Genomic DNA, 19,765 nt, shown 5'->3' with positions numbered 1-19,765 from the left:
GGCGGGCCCCTTTTTCTTTTGGAGGTGGAGCCATGCCCAGTTCAGTAGCCTCCGAGCTAGCGCGCCGCCTCGCGCGGGACGCCGAGGCGGTCTGCCGGCGATATTTATCGAACGGCCGTCGCGAAGGCCGGTACTGGCTTGTCGGCGACGTGCGCAATGCGCTGGGCCGCAGCCTATTTGTTCGCCTGACCGGACCGGAGAGCGGGAAGGGCGCTGCCGGAAAATGGACCGACGCCGCCACGGGCGAACATGGCGATCTACTTGACGTCATCAGCGAAAGCGCCCGCTGCGCCGACTTCGTCGAGGCCATTGATGAAGCACGGCGCTTTCTCAGTCTGCCGAGGGATGACCCGCAGACAGAACGAGTGACATCGCATATCCACGCGCCGAAAGCGTCTTCGGAAGCCGCGCGACGTCTCTTCCATATGTCGAGACCGATCACAGGCACGTTGGCCGAGCGCTATCTGCGACATCGCGGTATGACGACGCTGCACGATCTCGACAGCCTGCGCTTTCACCCCCGCTGCTACTATCGGCCGGAAAAATCCTTTGCTGTCGAAACTTGGCCCGCATTGATCGCAGCCGTCAGCGATCTCGACGGCAAGATGACCGGCGCGCATCGCACCTGGCTCGATCGATCGGGGCGCGACAAGGCGCCGATCGCCACTCCTCGCCGGATGATGGGCGATCTTTGTGGCAATGGCGTGCGCTTTGGCGCGCCTCTCGACGTCATGGCCGCGGGCGAAGGCATCGAAACCGTTCTGTCGGTTCGGTCTCTGCTTCCCACCATGCCGATGGTCGCTGCGCTCTCATCCGCGCATCTTGCCGCGCTGCTTTTGCCATCGGCCTTGCGCCGTCTTTACGTCCTTTGCGACAATGACGCCGCCGGCAAGAAGGCTTCGGCAATCCTCGTCGACCGAGCCACTGCCGAAGGCATCGAGGCGATCGTCCTTGTTCCCCGGCTCGGCGACTTCAACGACGATCTGCGCCGCCTTGGCGAAGATGCGCTGCGCGCGGCGATCCGGACGCAGCTCGCGCCGCAGGACGTCGAGCGCTTCCTGACGCTCTCCGCGTGAGTCCGCAGGTCGAGCATGTTCGCCGCTGACCTCTCGCCGCCGCCTTCCTCGCCAATCGGCTCCTACCCGCCAGATCGGGCCGCAGTCCCGGCCTTCTGAGAGGGCGACTTTTGCGTCGCACGCGCCCGCCCGGCAATGGCTGCGGCCGGCTATTTTCCGTCGCGCCCTGCGGGCGCTTTACAGCGCGAAACAAAATAGCCGGCGCTTCGCCATCCTCCGCTGCGCTTCGGCCCGTCGCTGCGCTCCCGGTGCCAGCCGGTCTCGTCCGCCGCCTTTTGTCGCCACGAAGGCCGCGAGGGTCGCGGCCCAACGGGCGAAGGAGAACGCCAATGACGACCGATCGCGACGACCAAGACCCCGAGACCGCGCAAGCCGCCTCGCCAACTGACCGGGTGCTCGCCGAACTCCAACTCTATGGCTACCGCCCCTTTCACAACGAACCCGATCCCCGGCCGCTGCCCGAGCCCAGCACGATCACCGGCGCCGTCGCCGACATCTTCGACGCGCTTGTCGTCACCTTGAGCGACAGCCGCCTCGAGCCCGACCTGGAAGACCTGCTCTGGTCCACCGTCAACCTTTTCCACCGCGCCGTCGGCCGCATCGAGCGCGAACTCGACGACAATGAGCAGGCGCAAAAGCGCAGCCAGAAGGAGCAGGACGGGTCCGAAATCCGCTCGGTCGAGCTCGAGCGGCTGATCTGCGAAGGCCAGACTCTTATCGAACGCCGGGACAGCATGGAGTTCTTCCGCGACCAAGCCGCCGACGCCTTCGAACTGCACACCGGCTCGTCCTGGCGTCCCCGCGGCGGCTCCAAGGTCAACCATCGCTCGCTGACGGCGTCGCTGATCGACAGCCGCGACTTTCTCGCCGCCAAGCGCCGCGCCGACACCGAGCTTCTCATACCCGCCGGTCCCCGGATCGCCTTCACCGGCGGGCTCGACTTCAACGACCATCACGCCATCTGGGATCGGCTCGACAGAACGCTGGCGAAACATCCCGGCATGGTGCTGCTGCATGGCGGCTCGCCGAAGGGCGCCGAACGCATCGCGTCATGCTGGGCCGACAACCGCAAAGTCACGCAGATCACCTTCAAGCCCGACTGGACGCGTCACGCCAAGGCGGCCCCCTTCAAGCGCAACGACCGGATGCTCGAAACGCTCCCCATCGGCGTCATCGTCTTCCCCGGCTCCGGCATCTCCGCCAATCTCGCCGACAAGGCGCGGGTCCTCGGCATCCCGGTCTGGAAATACGAGAGCAGCGGCGCATAAGCGCCGCCACTGGTCAATGACGCGCCGTCGCCAAGGATTCTCCATATTCCTCTGACGACGATGTGCATTGCGCCATGGCGGAGGTGGGGGCGCAACCTCGACTCACGCCATGGAGCAGCAAAGATGTTGTTCGCCATCCTTTTCAATTTCGCAGGCTTGGGGCTCTTTTGCTGGCTCCTTTATGCACTCGCCGTCGATGCTCTCGCTTTCTTCGCGGCGCTCTCCATTGCATTCGCCGCGTTCAACGCTGGCGCTGGCGTCATCGGCGCCGTCGCTCTGGCGCTGATCGCGGGCGTTGGCGTCCTGACCACTATCCGCATCGGCGTCGCCGCGACCCGCTCTGCACCCATCCGGCTCGCGATCACGCTGATCTACGCCATCCCGGCGGGCGTCGCCGGCTATCAGCTTTCGGGCGCTTTCGCTGGCCTTGGCGGCGCAAGCGGACCTTGGCGTGACGCCATGGCGTTTCTTGGAGCGCTCGCAGTCGCCGCAGCGGCGCGGACGCGATTGAAAGCGCCGCCTCCCGATCCCGCGAGATGAGGCGCCCCGGGCGGCGGTCAGTGCCTTTCTGGCGCCTCGGTGAGCCGGGACCGACGGATCTTTCCCCGTCGTTGCGCAATCCGAGTTCGGACGGCTGAACGTCACATTTTCCGGTGACGAGAGACTGCGGCATCGTTTGACGCGGAGGCTGCGGCGCGGACGCCGCTGCGATGAAGAAGCGCGCTGCGGCTCCTCTCGTCGCGACGGTCGCTCCGGTCTGAGGTCACGTCACCCGAACGCCGCCGAAGCTTTCTTTTCCTTCGCCTCGTAGCTCGCAGGACTTGTGCTGCAACCGATGTTGCGCGCCAACTCTCCGCATTGATCGCAATCCAGCCCGGCGCCAACGCTGGCCTCTCTCTTGGCTTCATCTGGACGAAGGACGGCTGCGCCTCGACCGCCTGAGACGCAACAGCGGGTCAGCAACTTTCTTCCCCTGACGCCTGCAGCGTCATTCCTCGCGAGGCAAGAAAGCCGCTTCTCCGCCGTCCTCGGCTTTGCTGCGGCCCTACGGGTGCGTCGGCGAATCGCCTTCGTCTCTCGAAGCGCCATCGAGGCCGCGGTGGTCGCGGGCTCGAAAGCGAGATCAACAGGAGATTATCATAGCGAACATCGGCTCCTTCAAAAAGTCCGGCAACGAGTATCAGGGCGAAATCGTCACCCTCAGCGTCCAGGCGCGCGGCGTCCGCATCGTCCCCGAAACGAACCGCGCCAACGACAACGCCCCCAGCCACCGCGTCTTCGTCGGCCGCGCCGATTATGCGTAGTGCGTTATTATGCGGAGTCGCGTGGGCGGAACTTCGGTTTTCCGGGACTTTGGAGGTGATGTCGCTCCGCATAATAACGGGGCGATATCCGCGACGCCCCGCTGTGTGGCGGGGCGCCGCGGGCGCCGATCAGCGCGACCAGATCAGCGCGCATTCGCCATTCTCACCGTCGAAGAGGTTGGCGTAAATGGGGGCGGTGAAGCTGGGATCGTCGAGCTTGACCGAGTGGTAGGTGCGGCCCTCCTTCGAGGTCCGGCGCCACGCGGCCCCGATCTCGACGCCTGAGACGATCACCCGGAGGTCGGGCGCCTTGTCGCTGGTGGAGGCGGGATCGCTGGGGACGAGGCGCGCCTTGGCGTCGATGGCGAGGGTCTTGATCGCGCCGGTGTAGGCGCCATCGTTGCTGCGGGTGAACGAGCCGATCTGGGACATGGTGTAACTCCTTTTGCTGTGTTCCAAGCCCGCGACCATCGCGGCCTTGTGGCGATCAGGAGCACCGGGACGGCCGCCCCGCACCTGCAAGGGCCGCAGCGCACGCGAAGGACGGCATGAGCCGAGCTTCTTGTGCCGCGAGGAGCGGCGCAGCCGCGGGGAAGAAGGTCGGCGACGCCGTTGCGGGGACAAGGCCGGGTCGAAGACCGCATCCTGGGGCCGATCCGCCCAGCAAAGGCCCGTTGGTCATGGGGGACACCGCACCCATGGAGAACACACCCAGCATGGATCAGTCACCGCGGGCGATGGCGGTCCGGCATCGACCCGCTCACGTCGGCACGGAACGGGCATCGGCCATCAGCGATGCGATCAACGCGTCAGGCGCCTTGAACCGACCGCGTCGCAGCGCAGGCGGCAGCACCGCCTCGACCGCCTCGAGCTTTTCGGACGGATCCATCCCGAGGTAGATCTCGGTGGTGCGGATATCGGCATGACCGAGCCAGAGTGCGACCTTGCGGATGTCACGCGTGGCCTGAAGCATTAGCACCGCGCAACTATGCCGCAACAGGTGCGGCGATAGCGTGCGACCAACCAGCGTCGGACATTTTTTCGCGGCGATCGCCCCGTGCTTCTCGAGGATGTATTCGAATCCGGCGCGCGTCATCGCCATGCCTTTCGCGTTGACGAACAGCTCGGGCGTTGGCGGGTTTCCGCGCACCGCAAGCCAGGCGCGAACGTCGCGCGCGGTCTCCTTCCAGAGCGGCAGACTGCGCTCGCGTCGACCCTTGCCGAACACAAGGACGCTTGGGTTGGGATGCAGGGTGACGCCATTCATGGTTAGCCCGACGAGTTCCGAGACGCGCAAGCCGGCGGCGAAGCATAGGTGCAGCATCGCCCGATCGCGGATTCCCGATCGAGTTGACGTGTCGGGCGCGTCGAGGATAGTGCGCACCTCCGCCGTCGTCAGATGACGGATGAGCTTCTGGTCATGGCGCTTGCCCGGTATCGCATCGATCTGAGCAACCTGCTCCAACGCGCTCGGGCGCTGGAGTTCGACGTAGCGCATGAACGCCTTAATCGCGGCGAGCCGCAGGTTGCGCGTCGCCGGGCTGTTGCCGCGATCCTGCTCGATGTGGGCGAGGAACGCGAGCACCATGGCGGCGTCGATCGCCTCCAACGTCAACCGCGATGGCCGCGTCTTCAGGCGGTCAGCCGCGAAGGTCAGCAACAGCCGAAAGCAGGTCGCATAGGCCTCGCAGCTGTGCAGGCTATACCCGCGTTGCTGCGGCATGTGCTCGCGCAGGAACGCTGTGATGAGCGGTGCGATCGGAGTCATACGATCACCTCCGCAACCAGCGCCTCGGCGGCGGCGGCGATGTCGCCCATCAGGTCAGGCGTCGATTCCAGATACCAGTAGGTGTGCCGGATATGGCCGTGCCCCAGATAGGTCGAGAGCGCGACGAAGTCGCGGGCGACGTCCGCGCGGCGCATCGCGCATTGCTCCAGCGCGCGCGTCGCGAAGGTGTGGCGTAGGTCATGGATGCGCGGGCGGCGTGGTCGATCCGGCGCGATACCGGCTTTGTCCAGGATTGCATGGAAGGCGGCATGGACGGTCCCGAGGCCCATCGGTTTGCCGCCGACCGTCAGGAATACATGGTCATCGATGCCCGCGACCGTCGCCCGGATGCGAAGATAGGCGTCGAGCGCGGTGATGACGCTCGCGTGCATCGGCACGAGCCTGCTCTTGTTGAACTTGGTCTGGCGGATGTGGAGCACGCCGCCCGGCAACAGATCGCCCAGCCGCAGGTTCAGCGCTTCCGAGACGCGCAGGCCCGTTGCGGCGAGCAGTCCGATCAGCATCGCGTGGACGTACCGCCGGAGCGGGCTCGGCTTCTGACGCCGCAGAGTCGCGGCGGCATCAAGCATCCGGACCAGTTCGTCCGGGGTGTAGATATATGGCGCGGGTCGCGAGCGCGGACGATAATACAGATGATGCCGTGGTATCTCGTGCCTCGCGTCCTCGGCGTGCAGGAACCGTGCGAAGTCGGCTATTTCCTGAAGTCGGCGATAGCGGGTGTCCGGCGTTGAAGAGACAGCCGCCGTCCAGGCGAGCGCCGTCGCGGCGCGGATATGGCTGTCGCCATGATCGACCGCGTGGCGGGTGAACGCGTCGAGGTGACGCGCGGCTTTTTCGAGCTTGAAGCCGAGCGACCGGCGGAGCGCGACATAGCGGTGAGCGTCGTCAATCAGCATGACGCACTCCCCGGCCAGGGCTGTGCGATCGTCGCGAGCAGCGTCATATCGACCTTGGCGTAATGCACCGTCATCGCGGGCGAGCGGTGGCGTAGCACTATGCTGACGCCTGCGAGGCTCACCCCGTGTCGCAGCATCGACGTTGCCGCCGAGTGACGCAGCACATGCGCGCCTTTGAATCGACTTTCGACCCCGGCGCGCTCGAGCGCCCGCCGCACAACGCACTTGATTGTGCCGCGGTCGATCGGTCGGAGCGGCGCAGATTCGGTAAGGAACAGCGCACGCGCCGCGAACGCGGGACGTGCGCATTCGATATAGGCGATCAAAGCATCGCCGACCTCCTGGCTGAGCGGCAGCAGCTCTTCGCGACGCCCCTTGCCATGCAGTCGAATGCTGCCCTGTCTCCAGTCGATATCGTCGAAGCCGAGCCGCGCGACCTCGCTGGCGCGCATTCCGAGCCGAACCAGCAGCAGGATGATCGCGCGGTCGCGCAGCCGCCGCTCGCTTTCGCACGCGGCGATGATGCGCGCGATGTCGTCCTCGGGTAGGAAGCGCGGAATCGAGGCGAGCCGCCATTCCGCCGCCTGGGGCATGGCTCGGTCGCGCCCCGGCGGGCAACGCCCCATCGCGATCAGGAAGCGAAGGAACGCGCGGATCGCAACGCCGATACCATTGAGGCGGGCGACAGATACGGCGCCGGCGCGGCCCAGCATGTAGCCCCGGATCGCCGCGGCGTCATAGGCAGCCGGATCCTCACCGAGCGCGGCGACGAACGGGATGATCGCGCTGGCGTAAGTGGCGAGTGTCGTCTCGGCCAGCCCCTGCTGCTCGCGCGCCCACACCATGTACTCGCCAACGATTGGCGGCCCCGGCAGCACTGGCACACGCGGCAACGCGCCGCGATCTTCGAGATAGCCGATGAACAGCTTGCCGGTTTCGACCGCGTCCTTGTTGACGTCGCCCCGGAAGCGCGGGCGATATCCCGCGTCGATCAGCGCGAACGACGCAGCGTGCGCGGCGCGGACCGTGTCGAACGCATAGCCCTTCTCGCGCGCCCAGTGCGTCCAGCAGGCGAGCAGCCTGATCCGCTCGACGATCGTCTTGTCGGTATAGCGCCGTTGTCGCAGCCACGCGGTAAAATCATCGACGTGATCGGCGGCAAGTCCTGCTCGCAGCCGGTCTTTGACGACGCTCTTCGCTCTTACATAGACACCTATCGGCACGGTTCGCCTCCTCGTTTGCTGGAGGCGGGACTATGAAGCGTGGGCTTCCATTGTCCGAAACGGCGATGGCGCGCTGATCGGTGTCCGCCATCGCCCGCGGTGACTGATCCATGCTGGGTGTGTTCTCCATGGGTGCGGTGTCCCCCATGACCAACGGGCCTTTGCTGGGCGGATCGGCCCCAGGATGCGGTCTTCGACCCGGCCTTGTCCCCGCAACGGCGTCGCCGACCTTCTTCCCCGCGGCTGCGCCGCTCCTCGCGGCACAAGAAGCTCGGCTCATGCCGTCCTTCGCGTGCGCTGCGGCCCTTGCAGGTGCGGGGCGGCCGTCCCGGTGCTCCTGATCGCCACAAGGCCGCGATGGTCGCGGGCTTGGAACACAGCAAAAGGAGTTACACCATGTCCCAGATCGGCTCGTTCACCCGCAGCAACGATGGCGCCTACACCGGCGCGATCAAGACCCTCGCCATCGACGCCAAGGCGCGCCTCGTCCCCAGCGATCCCGCCTCCACCAGCGACAAGGCGCCCGACCTCCGGGTGATCGTCTCAGGCGTCGAGATCGGGGCCGCGTGGCGCCGGACCTCGAAGGAGGGCCGCACCTACCACTCGGTCAAGCTCGACGATCCCAGCTTCACCGCCCCCATTTACGCCAACCTCTTCGACGGTGAGAATGGCGAATGCGCGCTGATCTGGTCGCGCTGATCGGCGCCCGCGGCGCCCCGCCACACAGCGGGGCGTCGCGGATATCGCCCCGTTATTATGCGGAGCGAGATGACTGCAAGTATCCGCATTCGCGCTTGATGCGGAACCAGCTTTCGATTTGCACCTGAAGCAATGGCGGCTGGGAACTTCAGGAGATGCCCACGACCAATCCTACTGACGATGCGGACAAGGAGATGAGAGCGGCGCCAAGAATGATCCAAAGCGTGTCAACCTCGGTTGTCAGCAAAAGGATCATGCTCGCGACCGCGATCGCGACCGTGATCCAATCCGTCAGACCGTCATGCGCCAGCGGTATCGAGGCCGCGAGCAGCAGACCCGCGCTTGCGAGAACGACCGTTTGCAGGATCGTCTTGACCCGTGGATGCTCCATGCGCTTGCCGACATAATGGACGAGCGGAATAATCAATATCGCCGGCGTTATCATTGCGAGCCAGGCGACGAACGCACCTGGCAAGCCTGCCACAAAATAGCCGACGCTCACGATGTAGAGGCCGACTGGCCCCGGCGTGCTTCGCGTGATGACGACCGCCTCGTTCAATTGCTGGTCGGTGAGCAAATGGTGCTGGTTGACGAGAGAATCCTGAATGACCGGCAGCGAGGCGAGACCGGCGAATGCCGTCACCGTGCCTTTGAGCAATAGCAAATAGAGATAAACGATATTCATGCGCGCACCGGGGGAAGAATCGTACCGACTATGGCGGCCAGCAGAAGGACCTGAATCGCCGACAGGCCGAGGCCGACATGCAGCACAAAGGCAGCTATGCTCACGATGACGACGCGCGCCCGCGCGCCGCCTTTGAAGTGCGGCCTTGCGATCGTCCAGCTTGTCTTGGCTGTGATCGCGACGGCCGCCGCAACCGCGCCGTGCAAAGCGGCCTGCGCCGTGGGGTTCTCCTGCCAGCGGCTGAAAAGCGCGGTCAGAATGACAACGATGATCGTGCAAGGGATGGACGCACTGAGCAGCGCTACGATCGCGCCAGGAAGCCGCCGCAGCATCCAGCCTATCCCCGTGCAGAAGGCCAACACATTCGTCCCCGGCGTCAGCCGCGCGAGCGCAAAGGATAGAGTGAAGTGCTGGTCATCGACCCAGCGGCGCTTGGTCACCAATTCGCGGTGCATCGTCGCCGTCGTCGCGCTGCCGCCACCCAGGGTAAAGTTCGCATAGCGGATAAACACGTCTGCTATCCGCCATAGTCCCGGCGCAGCGTCTTTCGTTTGGTCCACCATCCCGTTACTCGCTATGTTTTTATTACATAGCGATAATTGAAAGTGAGCGCGGCGGCGAATCTTTTTTCATCACACCTTGGGGCGCTTTTCCTTCGTCGCCCGCTTTTCGAGCACGGCCAGATCAGCTGAGGCAATCTTCCGGGTGGCGATTTCGAGCTTGCGGTAGCGCGCCAGAATCTCCTCGCCGAGCGGCGTCAGCGTCGCACTGCCTCCGCCCGCGCCGCCCATGACGCGCTCGACGCAAGGCGTTTTGAAAGACTGGTTAAGGCTGTCGATCAGAAGCCAGGCGCGCTTATAGTCCATGTCCATCGCGCGCGCGGCCGCTGCGATCGAGCCCGTCGATTGCACGCTTTCGAGAAGTGCGGCCTTACCGGGGCCGATACGAGCCCCGGATTCAAGGACAAGAGTAATTTGTAGATGTGCCATGCCTACGACGTTAGCAGCTTTCTCCATAATTGGAGCGAGGCACGTCATCCCATCGTGGGCGCTGATATTATGCGGAGCGCCGCAACCTCGAAACGCACGGAAAACCGAAGTTCCGCCCACGCGACTCCGCATAATAACGCGCTACGCATAATCGGCGTTATGCGGTGCTCCACATAACGTCGAGATCGGCGCCGCCTGGCCGAAGCGCTCCAACGAGGGCCGCGACTATCTCTCGCTCAAGCTCGACGATCCGAGCTTCACCGCGCCGATCTACGCCAACCTCTTCGACGACGAGGAAGGCGACGGCTACAGCCTGATCTGGTCGCGTGGCCGAAAGGCCAATGGTGACTGACCGTGAGCGCCCCGCCCGAGCGATCGGGCGGGGATTCTTCTTCCCTAACTCGTCAGCTCGACTTTGGGTCGAGCTCGCCCTTTTCATGCGTCATTGGCGAGCGCTGCGCGCCTGAAGCCGACTGTTGTGAGCCATGATTTCGACGACGAGCCTTTCCGGCTTGGGCGTCTACTTGGCTTGCAACGGATGGCCGCTCCTTCCGCGCTTTCAGGGGTAACTTTCGAACTGGCATCGCGCAGCTCTGTCCTGACTTCCGATCACCCGACGATCTGATGAGCTCGCTCGCCTCAATTTCGAGCGAGATCGCAAGGCGTTCCAGAACATCGACGCTCGCCGCATAGAGCCGACGCTCGATCGCGCTGATATAGGTTCGATCGATTTCCGCTCGATGCGCAAGCTCCTCTTGTGACCAGCCACGGGCTCGTCGCAATTTCCGGAGGTTCAGCGCCAGCACATCTCGCAAATTCATCTGCGAGATGACGCCGCCTTGTCGAGTATTTCACCACGGAGTATACTCTACAAAATGCGTTGGGACGGCAGGCTGCGCCCCTGTAGCCATTCGGGGAAAATTCCCGTTAAATGCCAGTTGATGCGGCAGGCCACCTTAGGAGACGCGACGTCATGAGCCGTCCCGACCCCATGCCCGTCGCCGATCTTGCTCCTACCGAACCTTCCGCCACAGACTATGATCGCGCCCACGCGCCGACATATCTGCGTCTGTTGGATGCGGCGACCGAAGGCGCTTCATGGGAAGACGCCTGCCGGATTGTGCTCGGCATTGATCCCGATCGAGAGCCCGAACGCGCTGCAAGCGCGCATCGGTCGCATCTCGAACGAGCAAGATGGCTCACCGAGCACGGCTATCGAGACTTGCTCAAAGGCAGCTGAACCGTGGCTTCAGTAAACATCCGCGATTCGACTCCATCGCCGTCGATTTCCCATTCCGGTCGGATTCTGACGCGATTCTTGACACGTTTCTCCACAACCTTTGCAGGCGATATTCATTCATTGCGAGAACTTCCATGTCGGATCAGGACTGGCGCTCGCCAAAAGCATACGATTATTTGCAGGACTTGAGCGCTCCGGGCCTCGCCTGGGAGTTTCTCAGACGCAACGCGGATTATCGCGCCGACTACGCAAACCCAGACATTCGAGCTGCGCTCGACGCCGGCGCCGCCGGTTCGACGCGGCGCTGGGGGTTGCGATTTCGCGGTGGATCCCAATCTGCGCGCCGACGAAGCAGAGATCTTCTGGCTGCCTGAGCTGCGGGCGTCGAGCGTCATCCTCGTCGCGTCGCCGATTGCACCCGCTTCCGACGAGGAAACGCCGGCGCCATCTTCAATCGCGCCTTCCGCCGCTGAGTTGCGAACTCATTCCAAATTAGTCGCTCACCGAACAAGTGACGATGGCCAACACGTCCTGTTGCAATCCGGGCGCGACCAATGCCAGCTTTGGCTCCCCGATCTACAAGCCGGTAGCAGACCGCTTGCCGCCGTCATCCTACTCGACGAACGCACGCCGCACCGAACCGAAGCCGTATTGCGATTCTGGCGGTTGCTGCGCGACAAGCCGCCGCAACGCGCCGAACATCCTCCTGATCTGCGCCGCATCTTCTCCCTTCTTCGCGCCCTCGACGGCCATCTCGGCGGCGCCTCCTATCGCAAGATTGCCGAGCGCCTTTTTGGCACGGCCCGCGTCGCCGCCCATCCCTGGAAAACTTCTTCCCTTCGCGACGAGACGATCCGTCTTGTTCGCGGCGGCGTCGCGCTGATGCGCGGCGGCTATCGCAAGTTCCTCAAAAAGTAGCGGCGCTCGCCAAAGCTCCTTCGGATGCTGTCGCCGGGGTGGCGATTTCCGTCGCCCCCATCTTCGCCATCCCTCCCGCCCGTTTCCCTCCGCCATGGTGATCCAGCCAACCCGCCGATAACCGGCGACGCTCCATGATCTGCCGAGGCTTATCCATGTCCGCACAAACAGCGCCCTTGCCGCCGCGTTACCTTCGCACGCCCGAAGCCGCGCGATTTCTTGGCCTTTCCGGCCGCACGCTCGAAAAGCATCGCACTTACGGAACCGGTCCCCGCTATTCAAAGCTCGGCGGCCGGGTCGTCTACCGCGTCGAAGACCTGCAGGCCTGGGCCGATCGCGGCGCCAAGGCGTCGACCTCCGACCCCGGTGTCGGAACCGTCTTGCCCGCGCGCCGGCATGCCGATGGCCTTGTGCAGCGCGCCGCTCAACCGCGCGGCTGACCTTTCGGGAGCGACGAGAATGACGCCCCGAGACCGACACGCTCGCAACTGCGGCGACGAACGGGAGCAGCTCGAACTCTTTCGAGCGCTGCCCGGCGAGCTCGCGCCGCGCGATGCGCAGGACCTCATGGCCTATCCCTTCTTCAGCCTCGCCAAGTCAAAGCGAACGGCGCCAATCGACTTCAGGACGGCTCAGATCGCGATCAAGGTCGAAGCGACCGCCGAGCATGGCATGGCGACCATCTGGGACGCCGACGTTCTGATCTGGGCGGCGTCCCAAATCGTCCAGGCGCGCGATAGAGGCCTCAAGACCTCGCGCCTGATGGCGACGACGCCCTATGAGATTCTCACCTTCACCGGCCGCGCCACGGGCGCACGAGACTATCAGCGCCTGCGCGCCGCCTTCGACCGGCTGCAGTCGACGAGCGTCGTCACGTCGATCCGCCAAACGACCGAAAGACGCCGGCGGCGCTTCTCCTGGATCAATGAATGGAAGGAGACCGCCGATCCGAGCGGACGCCCCCTCGGCGTCGAACTCATCGTCCCCGACTGGTTCTATGAAGGCGTCCTCAACGAAGCCTTGGTGCTCACAATCGACCGGGCCTACTTCGGACTGACGGGCGGTTTGGAGCGCTGGCTTTATCGCCTCGTTCGCAAGCACGCCGGCAATCAGAGTGGCGGCTGGAGCTTCGATTTCGCGCATCTCCACGCCAAATCCGGCGCGCTCTCGCCGCTCAAACATTTCGCATTCGATCTGCGCGACATCGTTCGACGGCAGCCCATTCCCAATTACCGGCTCGACATTCGCCGAGGGCCGTTCGACCGCGAACTTCTGGTTTTCGCGCCGCTCACCACCGATCCGCTCGAGCGCGCCGTTCAGCGCCTCGACCGTCGTCTCGCCGCTGTGGAAAAGCTGTGAATAGCCTCGTGCTATCAGGGACCGAAGCTATCGTGCTATCGGGGACCAAATCCTCGTGCTATCGGGGACCAAAATGGCGCCCAAGCTATTGTCGCAGCGTCATTCACGGCGCTCCTAACTTACTAACTTCGGAATCCTTCGGATTCCTTCTAACGGCGGGCGCCTCCCGCTCGACTGCCGCCCCACGGGCAAAAAGCCCGCCGGTAAGAGAAGAAAGCGCGCCCGCAGCTCGGCGCGCGCGCCGCGCGTACAGAGCCGAACATCCGGCCGACGTCGACGCCGTCATCCCTTCGGGACAACGAGCCTTCGCAGACAGAATGCAGCCCGCGGCTCCCTTCGACCATGACGCGACCGGAGGCCAGCCATGAGCGCGCCGACCGAAGTTGAACTCTATTTCGTCAGAGGCAAGATCGAACGCTGGCTGCGCTTCGGCAAACCGATCAACGAGCGAACGCTCGATCGACGGCGGCGCATCGCGACATTCGCGCCGGGCGCGATCTTCGGCTTCATCCGCTGGGCGTCGAATGCGCATGGAACGCTCGTCTCGCGCATCGATATCTTGCGCGCCTGCGACGACGGCGAGGCCTGCTCCACCGTTCCGGGCGTAAAGCCCGGCGCAGAGATTTTGCTGCGGACGGTCGGCTGGGAGAAGGTGCAGCGCGTCCTGCGCGCCATCGACGCCGTTGAAGCGCTCGGCTTTCTCCCGCACGAAGTCTGTCCCGACCATTGGCGGCACGTCCACAACCGGCTCGCCGCCGGGCTGCCGCCGCGCGCCTATTCGCACGACCGTCACCGCGCGTGGCTGCTGCGTGCTGGATTGGAGCGACGCCCATGAGGACGCTCGCTCTCTCTTTCGTCGCCGTCTGCGCAATCGCGTCGACCTTCGCCGGCGGCCGCGAGCCGCTTCTCGTCTGGAACGCCTCCGCCAGCGCGCCCATCGGACTCTATGCCGTCCGTCCGCTCGGCGCGCTCTCTATCGCCGATCTCGTCCTCGCGCGGCCGCCCGAACACCTCGCCGAGTGGCTCGCGGCGCGCGGCTATCTGCCCAAAGGCGCGCTGCTCATCAAACGAGTGGCGGCGCTCCCAGGACAGAAGGTATGCCGAGCTAACCTCGCGATCTCTGTCGACGGCAGCGTCGTCGCCGAGGCGAATGCGCGCGATCATGCGGGCCGCGACCTGCCGCGCTGGAGCGGATGTCTGACGCTCCAGCCCGGCGACGTCTTCCTGCTCAATTGGGACCATTCCGCCTCGCTCGACGGGCGGTATTTCGGGGCGCTTCCAGTCGACTCCATTGTCGGCCGCGCGCAGCCCATCTGGACGGAGGCCGAGTGATGATCGACCCATCGCTCTGCTGGGATGCAGATTGCAACCGCGCTTCAATTGGTCGACGTTCGGCAAGGCTTCGAACAATTGCGCGCGCCTTGCTCTGCGCCTTATGGGCGTTTCCTGCATATGCCGAGTCCGCGCGCCACGAGACTATATCGAACCAACTTTCGCGCCGTCTCGCCATCAGCAGCTCGCTCACGGAGGCGTCCAATCGCTTCCATCTCCCAGTCCATTGGCTGCGCGCCGTCATGCGCGCCGAGAGCGGCGGCGAGGCAAAATCCGTCTCCAGCAAAGGCGCGATCGGCCTCATGCAACTCATGCCCGCGACCTACGCCGAATTGCGCACGCGCTACGGTCTTGGCGCAGACCCGTTCGTTCCTCGCGACAATATTCTGGCCGGCGCCGCCTACCTTCGCTCGTTGCTCGACCAATATGGCGAGCACGGCTTTCTGGCGGCGTATAACGCCGGCCCGGGGCGCTATGAGGACTACCTTCACGGTCGCTCCTTGCCAGCCGAAACGACGGAATATGTCCGAAGGATTGCGCCCGCACTTTCACTCGGCGGTATTTCCGCAGCCCCTTATTCCGCCTCCTCTAGCAACGGTTGCTCTTCAATCTTTGTCGCGATCACCGCACAGGAAAAGCACGACGATAAGCCGCCGAGACACAGCGCCGATGCCGCTCTTGGAGCCGAAGGATCGACACGCCGCTCGCTCATTCCGGCGCGGATAGACGTCAGATTATTTGCAACAGATTTGCACACGGAGAACCGCCCCGACGCTTCGTCCCTCGCTGCATTTTCGCGCTCCTCCGACCTTTTCGCCGTTCGCGGGCCTTCAGGAGCATCCAGATGACCCAACTCTCCCATTTTCCTAGAATAGCGCATGTCCTCGCGCCTTTGTGCGCGAGTCCCGCCGAGGGAGCGCCAGCGACCGAGCTATTGCAGGATAAAAGGGACAGCCTGCGGCTTTGTCCGACGGTCGGTTTGTCGTTGTGCTTCAATGCATTCATACAGGCTGCGTTTTCGACGCACAGCCTTTCGCTCGTAGCAAGTCCCTGTAACGACGCGCCAATTTCCACCTCGTCTGCGATTCGTTATGTCGCGTGACGACGACATTCACATCCGCCCCGGCCGTATCCGCTCGACGAAGCCGCGAAGAACGAGGAGCTTTGTCTCGCGCGTGCTGGCCGCGACGGAAAAGGCGGGCGGTCTGCATCGGTCGGACGCGCGCGGAAAGGGGCGCGGCGCCTTTGGCCGCGGCCGGGCGGCAAGCCTCTCGGCGCTGCGCGGCCTGACCTCCCATTCACGCGGCGTTGTGATCAAGGCGCGCGTCGTGCGACACGGTCCGAGATCGGCGCCGCTTACCGCGCATCTTTCCTATCTGCAACGCGACGGCGTCACCCGCGACGGCGCGCCCGGAAAAATGTTTGATCCCAACGGCGACGAGATCGATGCGCGAGACTTCGCCGATCGCTGCCAGGGCGACCGACATCATTTTCGATTCATCGTCTCGCCCGATGACGCCGGAGAGCTTTCCGACCTTCGCGCCTTCACCCGTGATCTCATGGGCGAGATGGCCTGCGATCTCCGGACCAGTCTAGACTGGGTGGCGATCGACCATTGGAACACCGAGCATCCCCACATCCACGTCCTGATGCGGGGCCGCGCTGACGACCGCGGCGATCTCGTTATCAGCCGCGATTATATCAGCCGGGGTCTACGCGCCCGCGCCGAGCGACTTGTCACCCTGGAGCTCGGGCCCCGCAGCGAGCAGGAGATTCGTCAGGCTCTCGAGCGGCAGGTCGACGCCGACCGCTGGACGCCGCTCGATCAGGCGCTGGCGCGGGAAGCCGGGAAGCAGGATGGCCTCGTCGACCTTCGGCCGAACGCCGGTCAGGAGCACGATGTCGAACGCTCAACGCTGATCGCTCGCGCGCGCAAGCTCGAAAAACTTGGTCTCACCGCACCGCTCGGCCCCGGCCAGTGGATGATCGGCGAGGAAGCCGAGAGCGTCCTGCGCGCGCTCGGCGAACGCGGCGACATCATCAAGCGCATCCATCGCGGCCTGAGGGAGCGGGGCGTCGAGCGGGCGACCGCCGACTTCGTCTGGGAGAACGAAGCGCGCAGCGAGCCAATTATCGGCCGCCTCATCTCTCGCGGCCTGGACGACGAACTCAAGGGCTCAGCCTTCGCGATCATCGACGGCGTCGACGGTCGCGCGCACCACATTCGGCTCAAAGATTTCGACGCCACGAGCGACGCCGCCCCCGGCGCCATGGTCGAGGTCAGGCGACTCCCTCCCCGAGATGGCGGGACGCCCCATCTCGTACTCGCCGTTCGATCCGACCTTTCGATCGAGGCGCAAATCAACGCGACGGGCGCGACCTGGCTCGATCGACGCCTCGTCGAAAGGGAGCCTATGCCTTTATCGGAATCGAGCTTCGGCCGCGAGGTCCGGGACGCCATGGAAGCGCGCGCCGACCATCTTGCCGCCACAGGGCTCGCCCACCGCCAGGGTCAGCGCCTTGTCTTCGCGCGCGATCTTCTCGACACGCTGCGGTCGCGCGAGCTGAGCGAAGTTTCCAACCGGCTCACAGCGGAGACAGGCCTTCCGCGGCATGCCGTCGCCGAGGGTGAGACCGTCGCTGGCGTCTATCGTCAGCGCCTGACTCTCGCATCGGGCCGCTTCGCCATGATCGACGACGGACTTGGCTTCAGCCTCGTCCCGTGGTCCCCGTCGCTTGAAAAGGAACTCGGCCGGCAGGTGTCGGGGTTGATGACGCCAGGTGGCGGCGTGGATTGGAGCTTTGGGCGGAAGAAGGGAATCGGATTGTAGGAGGAGGGACGTTGAGGCGTGCTGTCTGGATTTCCGAGCTCTCGCAGTCCTTGAGGTCACATCTCTCCCGGTATTTGCGCGCCGTAGCGCGACAGGCTGCGATCCTTGCTCAATTCGTCTTGCGGGCGCGAGCGACGACCCCACAAGCTGGAGCCAATGTCCGCCACCCGCATCCTCTGGGGTCAGATCCTCGTCGTCTGCGCCATCGTGCTCGCGACCACATGGGGCGCGACCCAATGGACAGCGTGGCGACTGGCGCACCAGCCGGAACTGGGGCCGCCCTGGATATTGGTCGGCGTGTGGCGTCTCTATCCGCCCCCGGCGTTCTTCTGGTGGTGGTATCACTTCGACGCCTATGCGCCAGATGTCTTCGTCGAGGGCGCGGTCATCGCCGCCTCGGGCGGCTTCATCTCCATCGCCGCCGCCATCGGCATGTCCGTGCATCGCGCGCGCGAGGCGAAAAATGTCGTCACCTATGGCTCGGCGCGCTGGGCGACTGCCGAAGAAGTCGAAGCGGCGGGGCTGCTTGGGCCTGATGGTGTGATCCTCGGGAGATTGCTGGACCATTATCTGCGTCATGACGGCCCCGAACATGTCCTCTGCTTCGCGCCCACCCGCTCCGGCAAGGGCGTCGGCCTTGTCGTTCCGACGCTTCTCACCTGGTCAGGCGCTGTCATCGTCCATGACATCAAGGGCGAGAACTGGTCCCTCACCGCCGGCTGGCGGGCGCGCTTCGGCCGTGTGCTGCTCTTCGATCCGACCAACGCCGCGTCCTCCGCCTATAACCCCCTGCTCGAGGTTCGGCGCGGCCCCGCCGAGGTTCGAGACGTGCAAAATGTCGCCGACATTCTCGTCGATCCCGAAGGGGCGCTGGAGCGGCGCAATCATTGGGAGAAGACCAGCCACTCGCTCCTCGTCGGCGCCATCCTCCATGTCCTCTATGCCGAGTCCGAGAAAACGCTCGCCGGCGTCGCCAATTTTCTGTCCGATCCCAAACGCCCGATCGAGGCGACGCTGCGGGCCATGATGACGACGCGCCACCTCGGCGAGGCTGGCCCGCACCCCGTGGTCGCATCAACCGCGCGCGAGCTCCTGAACAAATCCGAGAACGAGCGCTCCGGGGTTCTCTCGACCGCAATGTCCTTCCTTGGCCTCTACCGGGATCCCGTCGTCGCGAGGGTCACGCGACGCTGCGACTGGCGCATCGCCGACCTCGTCTACGCCGAGAAGCCGGCAACGCTCTATCTCGTGGTGCCGCCCTCCGACATCTCCCGAACCAAGCCGCTGGTGCGCCTGATCCTCAACCAGATCGGGCGACGGCTGACCGAAGAGCTGGAGCCGAAGGAGCGGCGCCACCGCCTGCTGCTCATGCTCGACGAATTCCCGGCGCTGGGGCGGCTCGACTTCTTTGAGTCGGCGCTCGCTTTCATGGCGGGCTACGGCCTCAAAAGCTTCCTCATCGCGCAGTCGCTCAATCAGATCGAGAAGGCCTATGGACCGAACAACGCCATCCTCGACAATTGCCATGTGAGGGTGTCCTTCGCGACCAATGACGAGCGCACGGCGAAGCGCGTCTCCGACGCCCTCGGCACCGCGACGGAGATGCGCGCCATGAAAAACTACGCTGGCCATCGCTTAAGCCCCTGGCTCGGGCACCTGATGGTCTCGCGACAGGAGACAGCGCGGGCGCTGTTGACGCCGGGCGAGGTCATGCAGCTGCCGCACGCCGACGAAATCATCCTCGTCTCTGGCCTGCCGCCGATCCGCGCCAAGAAGGCGCGCTACTACGAAGATCGCCGGTTGAATGGGCGGATACTGCGGCCCCCGGAGCGCCAGATAGTCGACGATGGCCTATCGGCTGCGAACCCCACCAGCGCCGATGTGATGGACGATTGGTCTGGCTTGCCCCCGCCCAAACGCGAAGCGGGATTGGACGAAGACCCCGCCAATGGCGGCATCCGCCGAGAACCCGAGCTCCCCGAACACGAAGACATCGCGAGGATCGAATCGACTCTGGCCCCGCCGCTCGAAGCCACCACGGTCGATGAAGCGGATAATGACGAGGCGATTAAGGCCCGCTTGCTCCGCAGCCAAGGTCGCGCGCTTGCTCGACAAGCGGCGCTCGACCCCGACGATGGCATCGCATTGTGAGGCGA

The 19,765-nt window shown here is 64.6% G+C and carries 22 protein-coding genes and 2 pseudogenes; 16 read left to right on the top strand and 8 right to left on the bottom strand.

Annotated features, from left to right (window positions below; genetic code table 11):
• Window positions 1–32 precede the first annotated feature (32 nt).
• The 4 genes and pseudogenes from MET49242_RS03085 to MET49242_RS23880 form a co-directional block, all read left to right on the top strand.
• Window positions 33–1,076 carry a toprim domain-containing protein gene (locus tag MET49242_RS03085; protein WP_036280583.1) on the top strand — a complete coding sequence of 348 codons (1,044 nt, stop codon included), beginning with the start codon at window positions 33–35 and terminating at the stop codon, window positions 1,074–1,076.
• A 329-nt stretch (window positions 1,077–1,405) separates the two neighbouring features.
• Window positions 1,406–2,344 (top strand): DUF2493 domain-containing protein, encoded by a 939-nt coding sequence (locus tag MET49242_RS03080; protein WP_036280581.1) that lies wholly within the window; start codon window positions 1,406–1,408, stop codon window positions 2,342–2,344.
• Window positions 2,345–2,467: 123 nt separating this feature from the next.
• Window positions 2,468–2,884 (top strand): hypothetical protein, encoded by a 417-nt coding sequence (locus tag MET49242_RS03075; protein ID WP_036280578.1) that lies wholly within the window; start codon window positions 2,468–2,470, stop codon window positions 2,882–2,884.
• Window positions 2,885–3,483: 599 nt separating this feature from the next.
• Window positions 3,484–3,639, top strand: a pseudogene (locus MET49242_RS23880) (DUF736 family protein); the annotation flags it as partial.
• A 138-nt stretch (window positions 3,640–3,777) separates the two neighbouring features.
• Here MET49242_RS23880 and MET49242_RS03065 read toward each other — a convergent pair.
• The 4 genes from MET49242_RS03065 to MET49242_RS03050 all read right to left on the bottom strand — a co-directional run bounded on the left by MET49242_RS03065 (window position 3,778) and on the right by MET49242_RS03050 (window position 7,556).
• On the bottom strand, window positions 3,778–4,080 hold the full coding sequence (locus tag MET49242_RS03065; protein WP_036286693.1) for a DUF736 domain-containing protein: 303 nt from the start codon (window positions 4,078–4,080) through the stop codon (window positions 3,778–3,780).
• Between the two features lie 328 nt (window positions 4,081–4,408).
• Window positions 4,409–5,416 (bottom strand): tyrosine-type recombinase/integrase, encoded by a 1,008-nt coding sequence (locus MET49242_RS03060; RefSeq protein WP_036280574.1) that lies wholly within the window; start codon window positions 5,414–5,416, stop codon window positions 4,409–4,411.
• Window positions 5,413–6,333, bottom strand: coding sequence for a tyrosine-type recombinase/integrase (locus MET49242_RS03055; protein WP_036280571.1), 921 nt, complete (start codon window positions 6,331–6,333; stop codon window positions 5,413–5,415). Before MET49242_RS03055 ends, MET49242_RS03060 begins: the two co-directional genes overlap by 4 nt.
• The gene (locus tag MET49242_RS03050; protein WP_036280569.1) at window positions 6,327–7,556 is read right to left on the bottom strand and encodes a tyrosine-type recombinase/integrase; all 1,230 of its coding nucleotides are present in this window, start codon (window positions 7,554–7,556) and stop codon (window positions 6,327–6,329) included. Before MET49242_RS03050 ends, MET49242_RS03055 begins: the two co-directional genes overlap by 7 nt.
• A gap of 396 nt (window positions 7,557–7,952) precedes the next feature.
• Here MET49242_RS03050 and MET49242_RS03045 point away from each other — a divergent pair, with 396 nt between their 5' ends.
• Entirely contained in the window at window positions 7,953–8,255 is a 303-nt protein-coding gene (locus MET49242_RS03045) for a DUF736 domain-containing protein (RefSeq protein ID WP_036286693.1), read from the top strand.
• Window positions 8,256–8,403: 148 nt separating this feature from the next.
• Here the strand turns inward: MET49242_RS03045 and MET49242_RS03040 are convergent, their stop codons facing one another.
• The 3 genes from MET49242_RS03040 to MET49242_RS03030 form a co-directional block, all read right to left on the bottom strand.
• Window positions 8,404–8,940: a chromate transporter gene (locus tag MET49242_RS03040; RefSeq protein WP_036280568.1), complete on the bottom strand. Its 537-nt coding sequence runs from the start codon at window positions 8,938–8,940 to the stop codon at window positions 8,404–8,406.
• Window positions 8,937–9,503, bottom strand: a complete 567-nt coding sequence (locus tag MET49242_RS03035; protein WP_036280566.1) for a chromate transporter — start codon at window positions 9,501–9,503, stop codon at window positions 8,937–8,939. The genes MET49242_RS03040 and MET49242_RS03035 overlap by 4 nt, the downstream gene beginning before the upstream one ends.
• 69 nt (window positions 9,504–9,572) lie before the next feature.
• Window positions 9,573–9,956: a winged helix-turn-helix domain-containing protein gene (locus MET49242_RS03030; protein WP_051133963.1), complete on the bottom strand. Its 384-nt coding sequence runs from the start codon at window positions 9,954–9,956 to the stop codon at window positions 9,573–9,575.
• Between the two features lie 151 nt (window positions 9,957–10,107).
• Between MET49242_RS03030 and MET49242_RS23875 the strand changes: the two are divergent.
• Window positions 10,108–10,281, top strand: a pseudogene (locus MET49242_RS23875) (DUF736 domain-containing protein); the annotation flags it as partial.
• A 52-nt stretch (window positions 10,282–10,333) separates the two neighbouring features.
• Here the strand turns inward: MET49242_RS23875 and MET49242_RS26520 are convergent.
• Window positions 10,334–10,735 carry a helix-turn-helix domain-containing protein gene (locus tag MET49242_RS26520; RefSeq protein WP_371212515.1) on the bottom strand — a complete coding sequence of 134 codons (402 nt, stop codon included), beginning with the start codon at window positions 10,733–10,735 and terminating at the stop codon, window positions 10,334–10,336.
• Window positions 10,736–10,860: 125 nt separating this feature from the next.
• On the opposite strand from MET49242_RS26520, the gene MET49242_RS03020 reads away from it, so the two are divergent.
• The 10 genes from MET49242_RS03020 to MET49242_RS02980 all read left to right on the top strand — a co-directional run bounded on the left by MET49242_RS03020 (window position 10,861) and on the right by MET49242_RS02980 (window position 19,760).
• Window positions 10,861–11,169: a DNA -binding domain-containing protein gene (locus MET49242_RS03020; RefSeq protein ID WP_371212514.1), complete on the top strand. Its 309-nt coding sequence runs from the start codon at window positions 10,861–10,863 to the stop codon at window positions 11,167–11,169.
• On the top strand, window positions 11,124–11,543 hold the full coding sequence (locus MET49242_RS26515) for a transcriptional regulator domain-containing protein (protein ID WP_371212513.1): 420 nt from the start codon (window positions 11,124–11,126) through the stop codon (window positions 11,541–11,543). Before MET49242_RS03020 ends, MET49242_RS26515 begins: the two co-directional genes overlap by 46 nt.
• Window positions 11,494–12,087: a DUF2285 domain-containing protein gene (locus MET49242_RS26320; RefSeq protein WP_256378570.1), complete on the top strand. Its 594-nt coding sequence runs from the start codon at window positions 11,494–11,496 to the stop codon at window positions 12,085–12,087. Before MET49242_RS26515 ends, MET49242_RS26320 begins: the two co-directional genes overlap by 50 nt.
• 155 nt (window positions 12,088–12,242) lie before the next feature.
• Window positions 12,243–12,527 carry an AlpA family transcriptional regulator gene (locus tag MET49242_RS03010; protein ID WP_036280560.1) on the top strand — a complete coding sequence of 95 codons (285 nt, stop codon included), beginning with the start codon at window positions 12,243–12,245 and terminating at the stop codon, window positions 12,525–12,527.
• A gap of 19 nt (window positions 12,528–12,546) precedes the next feature.
• The gene (locus tag MET49242_RS03005; protein ID WP_051134440.1) at window positions 12,547–13,446 is read left to right on the top strand and encodes a replication initiator protein A; all 900 of its coding nucleotides are present in this window, start codon (window positions 12,547–12,549) and stop codon (window positions 13,444–13,446) included.
• Window positions 13,447–13,810: 364 nt separating this feature from the next.
• Entirely contained in the window at window positions 13,811–14,281 is a 471-nt protein-coding gene (locus MET49242_RS03000; RefSeq protein WP_036280558.1) for a DUF2840 domain-containing protein, read from the top strand.
• Window positions 14,278–14,778 carry a S26 family signal peptidase gene (locus tag MET49242_RS02995; protein ID WP_036280555.1) on the top strand — a complete coding sequence of 167 codons (501 nt, stop codon included), beginning with the start codon at window positions 14,278–14,280 and terminating at the stop codon, window positions 14,776–14,778. Before MET49242_RS03000 ends, MET49242_RS02995 begins: the two co-directional genes overlap by 4 nt.
• 242 nt (window positions 14,779–15,020) lie before the next feature.
• Window positions 15,021–15,626: a lytic transglycosylase domain-containing protein gene (locus tag MET49242_RS26510; RefSeq protein WP_371212512.1), complete on the top strand. Its 606-nt coding sequence runs from the start codon at window positions 15,021–15,023 to the stop codon at window positions 15,624–15,626.
• Window positions 15,627–15,869: 243 nt separating this feature from the next.
• The gene (locus MET49242_RS02985) at window positions 15,870–17,609 is read left to right on the top strand and encodes a VirD2 family relaxase/mobilization nuclease (RefSeq protein WP_036280552.1); all 1,740 of its coding nucleotides are present in this window, start codon (window positions 15,870–15,872) and stop codon (window positions 17,607–17,609) included.
• A 156-nt stretch (window positions 17,610–17,765) separates the two neighbouring features.
• A complete protein-coding gene (locus tag MET49242_RS02980; RefSeq protein WP_036280550.1) occupies window positions 17,766–19,760 on the top strand; it encodes a conjugal transfer protein TraG in 1,995 nt (664 codons plus the stop codon).
• The last annotated feature ends 5 nt before the right edge of the window (window positions 19,761–19,765 follow it).

Origin of the sequence: Methylocystis sp. ATCC 49242 (assembly GCF_000188155.2) — a bacterium.
GTDB lineage: Bacteria > Pseudomonadota > Alphaproteobacteria > Rhizobiales > Beijerinckiaceae > Methylocystis.
Note: the sequence above shows the minus strand (reverse complement) of the source record. Positions and strands in the feature narration are given on the sequence as shown.